The sequence below is a fragment of the Sphaerisporangium sp. NPDC049003 genome, assembly GCF_043197795.1.
In the GTDB taxonomy this organism is placed as follows: domain Bacteria; phylum Actinomycetota; class Actinomycetes; order Streptosporangiales; family Streptosporangiaceae; genus Sphaerisporangium.
Genome location: NZ_JBICTU010000003.1, coordinates 360190 through 372730, shown reverse-complemented (window position 1 = coordinate 372730; position 12541 = coordinate 360190). Strand labels below are relative to the sequence as shown.

The 12541-nt window shown below is 69.1% G+C and carries 12 protein-coding genes; 3 read left to right on the top strand and 9 right to left on the bottom strand.

All coding sequences use genetic code 11. The features are described 5' to 3' along the window. Window positions 1-333: 333 nt before the first annotated feature. Window positions 334-912, top strand: coding sequence for an RICIN domain-containing protein (locus tag ACGFIV_RS05040; RefSeq protein WP_358549482.1), 579 nt, complete (start codon window positions 334-336; stop codon window positions 910-912). 848 nt (window positions 913-1760) lie between these two features. Continuing rightward, on the top strand, window positions 1761-2615 hold the full coding sequence (locus tag ACGFIV_RS05035) for a DUF1996 domain-containing protein (RefSeq protein ID WP_358560778.1): 855 nt from the start codon (window positions 1761-1763) through the stop codon (window positions 2613-2615). A 65-nt stretch (window positions 2616-2680) separates the two neighbouring features. Here ACGFIV_RS05035 and ACGFIV_RS05030 read toward each other — a convergent pair whose 3' ends face one another. The 5 genes from ACGFIV_RS05030 to ACGFIV_RS05010 form a co-directional block, all read right to left on the bottom strand. Next, window positions 2681-2836, bottom strand: coding sequence for a hypothetical protein (locus tag ACGFIV_RS05030; RefSeq protein ID WP_358560781.1), 156 nt, complete (start codon window positions 2834-2836; stop codon window positions 2681-2683). A 52-nt stretch (window positions 2837-2888) separates the two neighbouring features. Continuing rightward, the gene (gene tnpB, locus ACGFIV_RS05025) at window positions 2889-4235 is read right to left on the bottom strand and encodes an IS607 family element RNA-guided endonuclease TnpB (RefSeq protein WP_392832056.1); all 1347 of its coding nucleotides are present in this window, start codon (window positions 4233-4235) and stop codon (window positions 2889-2891) included. Then, entirely contained in the window at window positions 4232-4813 is a 582-nt protein-coding gene (locus ACGFIV_RS05020) for an IS607 family transposase (RefSeq protein ID WP_358560785.1), read from the bottom strand. The genes tnpB and ACGFIV_RS05020 overlap by 4 nt, the downstream gene beginning before the upstream one ends. A gap of 43 nt (window positions 4814-4856) precedes the next feature. Then, entirely contained in the window at window positions 4857-5867 is a 1011-nt protein-coding gene (locus ACGFIV_RS05015) for a LacI family DNA-binding transcriptional regulator (RefSeq protein ID WP_392832054.1), read from the bottom strand. Between the two features lie 118 nt (window positions 5868-5985). Further along, complete coding sequence (locus tag ACGFIV_RS05010) at window positions 5986-6135, bottom strand: hypothetical protein (RefSeq protein WP_358560791.1); 150 nt, start codon at window positions 6133-6135, stop codon at window positions 5986-5988. Window positions 6136-6413: 278 nt separating this feature from the next. Here ACGFIV_RS05010 and ACGFIV_RS05005 point away from each other — a divergent pair, with 278 nt between their 5' ends. Next, the gene (locus ACGFIV_RS05005; protein WP_358560794.1) at window positions 6414-6596 is read left to right on the top strand and encodes a hypothetical protein; all 183 of its coding nucleotides are present in this window, start codon (window positions 6414-6416) and stop codon (window positions 6594-6596) included. A gap of 13 nt (window positions 6597-6609) precedes the next feature. Here the strand turns inward: ACGFIV_RS05005 and ACGFIV_RS05000 are convergent, their stop codons facing one another. The 4 genes from ACGFIV_RS05000 to ACGFIV_RS04985 all read right to left on the bottom strand — a co-directional run bounded on the left by ACGFIV_RS05000 (window position 6610) and on the right by ACGFIV_RS04985 (window position 12516). Continuing rightward, window positions 6610-7617: a polysaccharide deacetylase family protein gene (locus ACGFIV_RS05000; protein WP_358560797.1), complete on the bottom strand. Its 1008-nt coding sequence runs from the start codon at window positions 7615-7617 to the stop codon at window positions 6610-6612. Between the two features lie 217 nt (window positions 7618-7834). Then, window positions 7835-8857 (bottom strand): hypothetical protein, encoded by a 1023-nt coding sequence (locus tag ACGFIV_RS04995; RefSeq protein ID WP_392832050.1) that lies wholly within the window; start codon window positions 8855-8857, stop codon window positions 7835-7837. A gap of 103 nt (window positions 8858-8960) precedes the next feature. Next, complete coding sequence (locus ACGFIV_RS04990; protein ID WP_392832047.1) at window positions 8961-9458, bottom strand: NUDIX domain-containing protein; 498 nt, start codon at window positions 9456-9458, stop codon at window positions 8961-8963. Window positions 9459-9528: 70 nt separating this feature from the next. After that, on the bottom strand, window positions 9529-12516 hold the full coding sequence (locus ACGFIV_RS04985) for a bifunctional [glutamine synthetase] adenylyltransferase/[glutamine synthetase]-adenylyl-L-tyrosine phosphorylase (protein ID WP_392832044.1): 2988 nt from the start codon (window positions 12514-12516) through the stop codon (window positions 9529-9531). Window positions 12517-12541 lie beyond the last annotated feature (25 nt).

The window sequence follows — 12541 nt, the reverse complement described above, 5'->3', positions numbered from 1 at the left end:
AGGTTCTTCTTGGTCGATGAACCCTTTACCGGAGACCTCTCTGCTTGTCCGGGCGCGACACGCCGTCACTCAGCCGACTTCGAAACAGGGCCTAGGTCCCTGCGCTGCCGCTCCACGATGGGTCGACGGCAAATGGGATTGGCAGGGCGAGAGCTGGCGCACGAGGACCACTCGCGGCTAACTAAGCGACCAACCCTCATCCGCAGCAGCCTAGAAGATATTGATCCAAAAGATCTTGACGATAGCTGGATATGGAAGGAAGGTCATCATGCGCGACTGCGGGGATCGGCACCAGGCCGGATACCTCGACGTCGGCAGAGGAATAGGAGATTTATGCGTACCAGGAAGCTATTCGCGGTCGCGGCTGCCAGCCTCGTCGCGTTAGCCACCGTGTTCATCAGTCAAGCCCCCGCGAACGCCTCGATCACCACATACATCAGCGTGCTTCCACAGAGCGGCACCAAGATGGTGCTCGACACAAAAATGGACTCATCCACGGCGAATGGGATGGCGAACGGTGCCCCGGCTCAGCTGTGGCAGCTGCGCACCGCCAGCCCGGGCGTCGAGGTCGGGAATCAGCGGTGGATCATCACCGTGAAATACATCGATGCGGACAACCACGTCGTCTACGAGTTGAAGAACCAGCTCTCCGGCAAGTGTCTCGACATGGCGATCGATGGGGCGATCGGCAACAACACCCGCGTGCAGCAATGGGATTGCAGCGGCGCCAGCAATCAGCGCTGGACAGCCGTGCCGGCACCGGCCGATTTGGGGAGCAGCTGGGTCCAGCTCGTCAATCTGCGGAGCGGGCTTTGCCTCGATATCTCGGGCGCCAGCTACACCAACGGCCGACCGCTTGTCGTCTACCAGTGCCACGGAAGCTGGAACCAGCGCTGGAACATCTACTACTAATGGCGTGAGGTGGCGGCCGGGCCGGGTGAGATATTGACCAGGCCCGGCCGTTACAGATCACGCACCGCGCCTCGCCAGCTTTCGGCTGAGCGGGGTCTCTGATCCCGGATGTATATCGCGCGATCCAGATGTGGTGTCTCCCGAAGACCTTGAATAGGCTGGTTGCGCGCTCAAGGCTTGCGTCGACAACGGGCGCGTGGCCGTCAGTTCCGTTCTGGTTCCGTCCGAGGCTGTAAAACGTCGGAAGTCCGTGGGAAACGTTGAGAGCTATATTGCCTGATCAGAGCACTACTCGACGTGATCGGCGCAGGTGAGAAAGGGCAGGCGAGAGTTCGAGCTCTACGACGTCTGAGCCACTGAGCTTACGACCTGCGTGAACGCTGGCGGTTGAGCAGCCAGGGCACACACAGGGCACTCAGGCATCCCGCGAAAGGCCGTCGGTCGTCCCTCCGTTGAGAGGGACGACCGACGGCCTTTCGCATGCGCTCCAATCCCGTGGGCCCGGATGGCTCCCCCCGCCCTCGGCTCGCCCCCTCGGCTCGCCCCCTCGGGCGGGGCGAAACAGAGCCTCGCGCCCGCGATCCGCATCTGCCGGGCCGCGGACCTGACAAGGCACCACCAGACGCCTGCGGCGTGTTTCACATCTGTTTCTTCCGGCACGCTTCTCCCCGGTGTAACGGCCTGCCTGCGGACCGTCAACCACGCGCCTCTGACCTGCCTGGAAACGATCACCTGGGGGTGGCCGGATGCCCGGTGGCAACTTTTGGCAAGCGCTTTCCGCTGCAACATTGCCGTAATAAAGTCCGGATTCCACCCACTTCCGATACTCAGATCGCCAAGGAGCCGTCATGAGTATTCGCACCCTCACGGTCGCGACGGCCGCGCTCGTCCTGACGCTGGCAGGCGCCACGCAAGCGGCCGGTGCTGTGCAAGTGGCCGACGATCCGCCGTTCGCGCAGTACCAGGAGATGCACGCGAACTGCACCGTCACCCATCGGCTCAGCGACGACCCGATCGTGTTCCCGGGTCTGCCAGGCGCGTCGCACAACCACACGTTCGTCGGCAACCCCGCCACCAACGCGAACTCCACCCCGCAGGCGCTGGTCGGTGGGGCGACGTCCTGCGAGGACACGCTCGACGCGTCGGGGTACTGGTTCCCGACGTTGTTGCAGAACGGCGCCGTACGGCTGCCGGACAAGCCAACGATCTACTACAAGTCCGGCGTCAAGGACTACCGCACCGTCCAGCCGTTCCCGCCCGGGTTCCGGCTCGTCGTCGGCGATGCCCGCGCGACGGACGCCTCCGCGTACCAAGGCACCTGGAAGTGCCCCGGTTACGAGGGCGCCGACTTCCCCGCATCGTGCCCGAGCGGCACATCCCTGGTCGCCCGGCTGAAGGCGCCGAGCTGCTGGGACGGCGTGCACCTGGACAGCGCCGACCACAAGTCCCACATGGCATGGCCGGTCCGGGGAGTCTGCCCGGCGGACCACCCCGTACCTCTGCCCATGCTCGAAGCCAAGGTCCCGTATCCGCTGGCCGGGGGGAACACCAGCGGTCTGGCCCTCGCCTCGGGCGCCGCGTACACCTTCCACTACGACTTCATGAACGGGTGGAACGCGCCGCGCCAGGCCTACCTCGTGGGCTACTGCATCAACGGCGGACGCCAGTGCAACGGCTACGGGCAGGATCCGAAGAAGCCGTAACGCCCGGCGACACCGCCATCGAAGGTCGGCCCCTACTCCCAGCAGCAGTGGTACACCCGTTACAGTCAGATCGGCGGCTGGGTCAACGGCGTGTGGAACATGGTGCTCTCCGGCGTGAAGGGCACCCCGGCCAACAGCTTTCCCAGCCCGCCGTACACGACCCTGCCGACCACCCCGGTCATCATCAACGACACCGGCGCGTCGACCAGTACCGTCGTCAAGTGAACATCGTCAGCTACCGTTGCCTGTGAGTGCGCTTTGGTAAGCACTCCCTCAGACAGCTTCCGGCTTGCACCGGAGCGTTCCCCGTTTCCGGGGTTCCCGTTTCACCGGTGCGCGCCCGGCACGGGTGCTGGGTCTTACCGCTCCTCGGCGGGCGTTTAGCGTCTCCCCGCGACTCTGGGCGACGTCGGCCGCGAGTGCGGCCAGGTTGAGCGCGGCGTTGTGGTCGCGGTCGGCGACCAGGCCGCACTCGGCGCATGCGTAGGTGCGTTCGGACAGGGCGAGCTTGGCTTTCACCGCGCCGCAACCCGAACAGGTCTTGCTGGAGGGAAACCACCGGTCGGCGACGATGAGCCTGCCGCCGCTCCAGATGGTCTTGTAGGCGAGCTGGCGTCGCGCTTCGGCCATGCCGGCGTCGGCGACCACTCGGGCGAGACGCCGGTTGGCGAGCATCCCGGACACGTTGAGGTCTTCGACCACGACCGTGCCATAGGTTTGCGCCAGACGGCTGGTGAGCTTGTGCAGGCCGTCGCGCCGCTGGTTGGCCACGCGGGCGTGCGCCTTGCCGAGGGCGGCTGTGGTCGCGGCCCAGCGGGCGGAGGGCTCACGCCTGGCTCCGCCGGAGTTGTGCGGGCCGACGCGGCGGGAGAGCCGCTTGTTCAATCGGCGCAGCCGCCTGAGCGCCGAGCGGTGATGCTTGGGGTTGGCGACGACCTCGCCGGTGGACAGCACCGCGAGTTCTTTGACGCCGAGATCCACCCCGACCACGCCGTCCGGCTTCACGGGGATGCGGTCGGTGCGGTCGATCTCGCAGGTGAACGCCACCAGCCAGCGGCCCCCCTCCCGCCGGACGGTGGCCGACAGGATCCGGCCGGTGCCGCGCTCCAGATGGCGGGCCAGTTTCCGCGTCGACTCAGCGGTGCGGATCGTCCCCAGCCGGGGCAGCGTAACCTGGCGGCGATCAGCCTCCAGGCGGATGGCGCCGGTGGTGAACCGGCATGACAGGGCGGCGCGATGCTTGGATTTGAAGCGAGGGAAGCCGATCTTGCGGCCTTGACGGGTGCCGTTACGAGACGCCGACCAGTTCTTCAGCGCCCGCGCCAGGTTGTCCAGGCCGCTGTTGTAGGCCTCTTTGGAGTTGTCGGCCCACCACGGGGCAACGACGCCCTTGGTGGCGTTCCATGCCCGGCGCAGACCGTACAGCGACCACGCCACATCGGTCAGGTGCTCCTCGGGCACCCCGTAGGACTTCTCCGCTTCCCGCTGGGACAAGGCGACCTTGACCACACCCAGGCCCCAGTTGAACGCGAACCTGGCCGCGCCGCAGTGCGAGGCGAGGGCGGCGGCCTGCCCGGGGGTGGGATCAAGGGCGTAGCGGTAGGCCTGCGTCACCTTCATCCGGTCGTCCCGCCTCCGGTGGCGGCGGCCACCGCGCGCCGCACCCGGTTCGCCGCAGCGCGGCGGCCGTACCGGCGGACGCACAGCGAGGTGAGGATCTCCGTGACGTCTCGCACCAGGTCATCGTCGACCTCAGCAGGATCGGCGACCAGCAGGCGGCGACCTTGGGCCGATAGCGCGGCCTCGACGTACTCGGCGCCGAAGCGGGCGAAGCGGTCTCGATGCTCCACCACGATCGTGGCCACTTCGGGATCGGCGAGAAGCGCCAGGAGCTTCTCGCGGCGCCCGTTGAGGGCGGAACCGACCTCGGTCACGACCCGGTCCACGCTCATGCCGCGCCCGGTCGCCCACGCCGCCACCCGGGCGACCTGGCCGTCCAGGTCGGCCTTCTGATCGGCCGACCAGACACAGGCGTAGACCACGGTGGTCGCGCCGCCCGGGGTGGCGGGATCGATGTCTCCGACCAGGATCAGCCGCCCGACTTTGCGAGCGGGCACGGGCAGGGTGCCCTCCCGATACCACCGGTAAGCGGTGATCGGGTGGACACCCTGTGCCTTAGCCCACTCTTTCAAGTTCACCCATGCATACTAACACATACTGAAGTGATAGCTGTTGCCACCCCTAGCGCGGGGCGGGACCCGTCGACTCACGCACGATCAGGTGCGTCGGCAACACGGCCGATTGCCGTGTCGCCGGCGCACTGTCGTTGAGGCGTGCCAGCAGCATCGACACCGCCACCCGCCCGGCCTGCTCGATCGGAGCGGCGAGCGTGGTGAGGGTGGGGTGGCAGAAATCCGCCCCGAACATGTCGTCACAGCCGACGACGCTGATCTCACCGGGCACGCCGAGCCCGCGCTCACGCAGCCGGGTGAGCATCCCGATGGCAAGGAGGTCGTTGAAGGCGATACACGCCGTGGCACGGGTGTTGATCAGCGCGTCGGCGGCGGCCGATCCGGACATCCGACCGGCCGGGAAGGGACCGAGGCGGCGTACCGGCAGCCCATGCCGGGCCCCCGCCGCGATCAGCGAGCGCCATCGGGCCTCGTTGGCCCAGGAGTTCTCCGGGCCGGACATGTAGACGATCTCGCTGTGCCCGAGCGAGATCAGGTGCTCGGCCGCCTGCGCCACACCGGATGGGGAGTCGAGCACCACGCTTTCGACACCGCGCACCATGCGGTTGACCGCCACCAACGGCAGCTCGGTGGCCAGCTCCGCGAGCAGACGACGGGACAGCCGCGAGGTGGCCATGATCGCCCCGTCGATCGACTGCCGCATCTTCGACAGCACGTGCGACTCCAGTTCGCCGGAATTCTCGGTGTCGATGAGCAGGTGGGCGTAGCCTGCGGCTTTGAGCTGGTGCTGTGTGCCCCGGATCAGCCCGAAGTAGAACGGGTTGGTCACGTCGGACACCAGGACCGCGACGGTTTCCGTACGTCCCGAGGTCAACGCGCGGGCGTGGGTGTTGGGCACATAGGACAGTTCGCGGGCCACCGCCACGATGCGATCGCGGGTGGCCGCGTTCACCCGGCCGGGCCGCGACAGCGCGCGAGACACGGTGGACGCGGCGAAGCCCGTAGCCTCCGCGATGTCATTTATCGTGACACGTCGCTGTACGCTGTCGCGATTGTCCATGCACGGACGAAAACACGGCATGGCAGGGATGGCAACCGTTTGCCTGCCGTGATTATCAGGCGCTCACGATGGTGGCGGTGAGCCCCGGTCGGCGGAGACGAGGCGGCAGTATCCGGCGTCAGCGGCGGCGGGGCGGGGTGGTGGGCCGGTGGGTTTTCGGGTCGACGACCGGGCCCGGGTTTATGGGGTTGCCGACGACGCCCGAGGTCACCTTGGTCAACGCCTGGATGAGCTCCTGCACGAGCGACCTTTTGCTCTTGGGGGTCATGGTGCATTCTCCTTGGGGGCGGACGTCATCGTGCTACGTATCATTATTCTCACGATATGTCGTGAACGACGGGCCCGTCCACCGAGCCCCCCGAACCCGCCGGCCCGCGTCCATGCGCCCGCCGCTGGGCGGGTGGGGGGGCGGACATGGCGGGATATACGCTCATAGCGTGCCCGGCGGATCGGGGGCTCTGGTTCAGGAAGCCTCCACGGGGTCCCCGACGTTGTGGTTCCAGTGGGCAGGCGAAGGTAGCGATTGCCCCGAGCGAGAGGCAGTTCATGTTTGGTCGCAAGCCCATCGAGGAGCGCCTGGCCGAGCGCCGCGCCCAGTTGCCTCCCCTCAAGGAGGGGGAGCACTTCGAGCATGGGCCGGCCAAGTTCGTGTTCGTCTTCCTGATCGTGTTCGTCGTGGTGGCCCACCTCATCGGGCTGGTCGTCCTCATGGCGCTCGACCTGCACTGACGGCCGGCGGCCGTCAGTAGGGCAGCGAGTAGCGGGTGTAGCGCGGCGCCGCGTACGGGTTCTTGAACTTCGGGTAGGCCACGGTGCCGACGTCGCCGTCGGAGGTGTAGCGGTCCTCGGGATGGGCGTTCAGCCAGTCGAGCCACGCCGTGGAGCAGAAACGGGCGCAGTCGCCGACCTTGTCCATGGCCCTGATGCGCGGTATCCCGAGCGGGTCGAAGTCCTTGCTGAAGGGCGACGCCGCCGGGGTGTAGCCCGCCAGGAAGACCCCGGTGTAGTTGTAGCGGACGTCCCCGGCCGAGCCGCGGAGCGCCCAGTCCTTTGTGCTCGGCTGGTTGCCGTACGGCAGGGCCAGCGTGCTCGGCGCGTCCTTGATCAGCGAGGTGATCAGCTTGTGTCCCGCCGTGATCTGCTCGGTGACCTGCTCCTTGGAGCGGCCGCGCAGGTTGAGGTGGTCGCGGGTGTGGTTGCCGATGTCGTAGCCGTTGTCCCGCAGCCATCCGAGGACCTGCGCCTGGGCCTCCTGCCCGAAGGTCCCGAACATGTCCTTGATGACGTAGAAGGTGGCGACCGGCCGGAAACCCGGGTGCTTGCGCGCGACGTCCCGGAGGATGCCGACGGCGGTGTCCGGCTTGGGCGCCCCCGAGCCGTCCAGCGTGAGCTGCGACGGCGAGGAGTCGTCGAACGTGAGCACGACCGGGTGGGTCCCCGCGGGGATGCCGATCCTGCCGGTGGTGTACTCCTTGGCCGTGATGGGGACGTAGCCGTCCTTCGCCAGCCGCTCCAGTTCGGCGCGGAACTGCTCGGGAGTCCGGTCGTCGGTACCGGCGGGCTTGGCGACGATGCGGTGGTACATGAGCACGGGTATCTGGCCGAGCTCGTTCGCCTTGACCTTGGCGGCCTTCGCCATCGCCGCCTTGCGCGCGTCTTGGGCGTTCGCCGGCTTGGCGGACTTGCCCAACGCGGCCGGCTGCGCCACGACCTTGGTCTTCCCCTCCGCGCACCCCGCGAGCGCGATCACGCTGAGTGACAGAACTCCGATACCACGTATCCCGAAGCCCCCCATGGCCATGGCCCCCCAACCATCCTGAGGAATGAGATACGGGTCTCCTACCCCACTGACCTGGGACTTCCACGACGTGCGAACGCCAAGCCTGGCACCTTATTCCGCATTTATCGGCAACTCTACATATGTCGCCATATGTAGTCATTTGTCCGCGTTTAGGGGGTTTTGCGAGTCACTTCGTGGTCTCGCCGGCGCGTACCCGGATCCCGGTGAGGCGGCGGAAGATGTCCCACCAGAAGGGGGCGCCGAACAGCAGGGCGAAGAACGTGATGAGGAACCCGGGCCAGTGGCCGGGACTCACCAGGCGGTGAAGCCACTCCCCGCCGTTCCACATCCACTTGGGGCTGCCGCTGTCGGGGATCCTCACCGACACCGGGACGTTCCCCACGATCTGGACGAAGGCCGGAGCCGACAGCACCTCGGTCACGCAGGCGTACGGGTCGGCGGGATGGTCGGGGCATTTGTCCCGAAGGCCCGACAGCGACTGCGCTCCCCCGTCGGCCGTGGCGGCCACCTGCGCCCGGATGGCGTTGTCGGTGAGGATCGCCCTGCCGTACTCCAGCGAGTCCATGCTGAACACCAGCGTGAGCACCAGGCCGAGGGCGGCGATGACCCACCGGACGTAACGGCGGTACAGCATGGTGAGGCGCTGCATCTCGCCGTCGAACCAGTCCTCGACGCCCTTGCGGAACGCGTCCAGGTCGTCGTGGGCGGTCTCCCACGCGCTCTTCAGCGGCCCGTACAGAGGGCTGCCGTCCTGTTCGAGCCTCGCCAGCAGGACGGGCGCGCCGCCCTCGCTGGTGGCGATCTCCATCATGGCCACCGCGAACCGCCCGGGCGGGATCGAGGCGATGCTCGTCTTGCCGTCCTTGCTGTGGTCGATCTCGCGGAGCCGCTCGTACAGCCGCCCGGACCACGTGGTGGCCGTGCTCTGCACCGGAGCCGGAAGCGGGCTGAACTCCGGCCGCGCGTCCTTGCTGAAGGGAAGCCGCGCGAAGACCTCGCCGACCGTGCTCGGGATCCACGACCTCTTGCCCTTCGGCCCGTCGAGCGTGTCGGTGAGGTAGGCCCACAGGAACTTGCTCCGGATGCCGAGCAGCCGTACGAGACCCTCGTTCACGCCGCTCACCAGCAGCGAGAACAGCAGGAACGCCAGGACCAGCCCGATGGCGAGGTCGATGTAAACAGAGTTCAAAAGAGATCACCCGCGACTTTAGATACACCCTTCGCGACGGTGGCCGCAATCGACTCACGTCGAACGGGATCAATCGGTTGTCACGGGCCGCGTGGCCGCGGCCTCAGGCGACCGGGCTGCGGGCGTCCCGGGAGGCGCGCCACCAGGCGAAGCCGTCGATGATGACCGCGGGGGCCCAGCCGGGCATGGTCAGCCCCACGGTCTCCGGCTCGGACAGCCAGCGCGCCTCGTCGATCTCGACGCCGTCGGGGCTCAGCGCCCCGCCCGCCACGGCGCAGCCGTAGACCGACATGACGAAGGAGACCTGGTCGCCGTTGGCGTAGGAGGCGCGGTAGAGGGGGCCTCCGTACGCCCCGATCAGGCCGCGGACCCGGATGTCGAGGCCGATCTCCTCGCGCACCTCGCGGACGACGGCGTCGTCGGGTGACTCGTCGGGCTCGATGATGCCGCCCGGAGGAGCCCAGAGGTCGCCCTGCTCCTTGTGCAGGGCCACGAGCATGCGGCCCTGATCGTCGAAGACGCAGGCGGTCGCCGAGGGCAGGATGAGCAGGTCGTTGCCGACCTTGGCCCGCACCCCGGCGAGGAACTCCGATATGGGCACGACCATTCCCCCTGCGGGCCTTGAGTCAATCAGACGCCAACAACAGTACCCACTCGGGTCAAGCGCCGGGTCAGCCTCCGTAGAAGACGCGCTCGGCCACCGCGCGGGCGCGGCGGGTGGTCCTGAGGTAGTCGTCGACGAAGTCCTCCGAGCCGTCGGGCGGGTAGCCGAGGGCACGCGAGATCAGCATGCGCTCGCGCACGTCGGCGGGGACGCTGTCGCCGGCCCTGCCGCGCACCAGCATGATGGCGTCTCGGATCTGGGATGCGAACCGCCACGCGTCGGCGAGCACCTCCTCGTCGGTCGCGGCCAGCAGCCCGGCCCCGACGGCGGCGCGCAGGGCCTCCAGCGTGCGGGTGGTGCGCAGTTCGGGCACGTCGAACGCGTGCCTGAGCTGGATCAGCTGCGCCAGCCACTCGACGTCGGAAAGCCCGCCCCTGCCGAGCTTGGTGTGCAGCAGGGGGTCGGCGCCCCTGGGCAGCCGCTCGGCCTCCATGCGCGCCTTCAGCCTGCGGATCTCACGCACGGCGGAGTCGCTGATGCCGTCCACCGGGTACCGGAGCGGTTCGATGAGGGCCGTGAACTCGGCTCCCAGCCCGGGATCGCCCGCCGAGAAGCGGGCGCGGAGCAGCGCCTGGGACTCCCACGGAGACGACCATCGCCGGTAGTACGCCTCGTACGACGACAACGAGCGGACCAGGGCTCCCTGACGGCCCTCCGGGCGCAGGTCGGGGTCGATCTGCAGCGGCGGGTCCGGGGCGGCCCGGGCGAGCAGGCGGCGCAGCTCGTTGGCGACCGCGTGCGCCGCGTCGGTCGCGACCTTCTCGTCCACTCCCGGAAGCGGCGAGTGGACGAACATGACGTCGGCGTCGCTGCCGTACGACGACTCGTACCCGCCGAGGCGCCCCATGGCGATCACCGCGAAGCGGGTCGGGAAGTCGCCGCGCCGCTCCAGTGAGATCTTGTGGATCGCGGCGTCCAGGGCGGCCTGGATGGTGACGTCGTTGAGCTCCGAGAGGGCCTGGCCGACCTCCTCGATGTCGATGCGGCCGACGAGCCCCGCCACGGCCGTACGGAACAGCTCGCGGCGGCGCAGGGCGCGGACGGAGGCGACGGCGGTCTCGGCGTCGTGGGAGTGGCGCTCCACGGACGCGTGGGCCTCGGCCGAGAGCGACGCCTTCGGACGGACCGCGAGCTCACCGTCGGAGCCGAGCATGGCCACGGCGTCGGGGGCGTTCAGCAGCAGCCCGGTGGCGTAGCGGCTGGTGCCGAGGAGCCGGGCCATGCGCTCGGCGACCGCGGTCTCGTCGCGGAGCAGGCGCAGGTACCAGGGGGTCGCGCCGAGCTTGTCGCTGACCTGGCGGAACCCCAGCAGGCCCGCGTCCGGGTCGGGCGCGTCGGCGAACCAGCCGAGCATGACAGGCAGCAGGGTCCGCTGGATCGCCGCCCTCCGCGAGACTCCGCTGGTCAGCGCGGCGATGTGCCGGAGCGCCCCGTCGGGGTCGGCGTACCCGAGTGCCGACAGCCGCGCGGAGGCGGCGGCCGTGGACAGCCGGGCCTCCTCTCCGGGCAGCCGGGCGACGGCCTGGAGCAACGGGCGGTAGAACAGCTTCTCGTGCAGCCGCCGTGCCTCCATGGCGTGCCGCCTCCAGCGGGTGGTGAACTCGCCCACCGGGTCGACGACCATGCCGAGGCCCCTGCCGATGCGGCGCAGGTCGGTGACGCTCTCGGGCACGACATGGGTGCGGCGCAGGCGGTGGAGCTGGAGCTGGTGCTCGACCTGCCGCAGGAAGCTGTAGGCCTCGGCGAGGGCCTTCGCGTCGTCCCTGCCGACGTAGCCGCCCCGCGACAGGGCGGCGAGTGCGGGCAGCGTGGCGCGGCGGCGCAGGAGGCCGTCGGAGCGGCCGTGCACGAGCTGGAGCAACTGGACGGCGAACTCGATGTCGCGCAGGCCGCCCGGGCCGAGCTTGATCTGGCGGTCGGCCTCGCTCGCGCGGACGTTCGCCTCGACCTTGCGCCGCATCGCCTGGACGTCCTCGACGAAGTGGTCCCGGGCGGCGGCCTGCCAGACGAGCTCGTTGACCGCGGCGACGTACTCCTCGCCGAGCTCCATGTCGCCGGCGACGGGACGAGCCTTGAGCAGCGCCTGGAACTCCCAGGTCTTGGCCCACCGGCGGTAGTAGGTGAGGTGGCTCGCCAGGCTGCGGACGAGCGGGCCCGCCTTGCCCTCGGGCCGCAGGGCCGCGTCGACCTCCCACAGGGCGCCCTCGGGGGTGCTCGTGGAGCAGGCCCTCATCATGCCCTGTGCGAGCCGCGTCGCCGCCCGGAGCGCCTTGGTCTCGTCGACCCCGTCACGCGGCTCGGCCACGAAGATCACATCGACGTCGCTGATGTAGTTCAGCTCGCGCGCGCCGCACTTGCCCATGCCGATCACCGCGAGCCGTACGTCGGCGCTCTCGGGATGGTCGGAGCGGGCGATGGCGAGGCCCGCCTCCAGCGCGGCGGCGGCGAGGTCGGAGAGCTCGGCGGTGACCTGGGAGAGCGAGGCCTGGCCGGTGATGTCGCGCGCGGCGAGGTGCAGCAACCGGCCCCGGTAGGCGACGCGCAGGGCCGACATCGTGTCCGTGCCGCCGTGCGGAGCCTGGGGCTCGGCCTCGGACGGGTCGGCGCCGACGGCCTCGAGCAACTCGGCCCGCATGTCGCGCTCGGGCATGCGCTGGACCGCCTGCTCGCCCTCAAGGAGCTTCCAGTGCCCGGGGTGCCGTACGACGTGCTCGCCGAGCGCGGCCGACAGGCCGAAGACCCCGAGCAGCCGTGCCCTGAGCCCGGGGTCGGCGCGGAGGGCGCCGAGGACGCTCGGGTCGCGCTCGGCCAGACGGGCGAGCGAGGTGAGCGCGAGGTCGGGGTCGGCGGCGCCGACCAGCGCCGCGAGCAGGTCGAGATCTCCCACGGCCTCGGGGCCCAGCTCGTCGAGAAGCCGCTCGGCCTGGGCTCCGTCGGCGAAGCCCAGCCGTGCCAGGCGCCCGGCCGTCGTCTGCATACGGGACTCGGCGTTCACAATGCCCAAAGTAGCCGGTCACTCA

Coding starts and splice junctions, on each gene's coding strand:
- ACGFIV_RS05010 (WP_358560791.1), bottom strand. CDS start 6,135: ATGACCCCCAAGAGCAAAAGGTCGCTCGTGCAGGAGCTCATCCAGGCG.
- ACGFIV_RS05015 (WP_392832054.1), bottom strand. CDS start 5,867: ATGGACAATCGCGACAGCGTACAGCGACGTGTCACGATAAATGACATC.
- tnpB (WP_392832056.1), bottom strand. CDS start 4,235: ATGAAGGTGACGCAGGCCTACCGCTACGCCCTTGATCCCACCCCCGGG.
- ACGFIV_RS05005 (WP_358560794.1), top strand. CDS start 6,414: ATGTTTGGTCGCAAGCCCATCGAGGAGCGCCTGGCCGAGCGCCGCGCC.
- ACGFIV_RS05040 (WP_358549482.1), top strand. CDS start 334: ATGCGTACCAGGAAGCTATTCGCGGTCGCGGCTGCCAGCCTCGTCGCG.
- ACGFIV_RS05035 (WP_358560778.1), top strand. CDS start 1,761: ATGAGTATTCGCACCCTCACGGTCGCGACGGCCGCGCTCGTCCTGACG.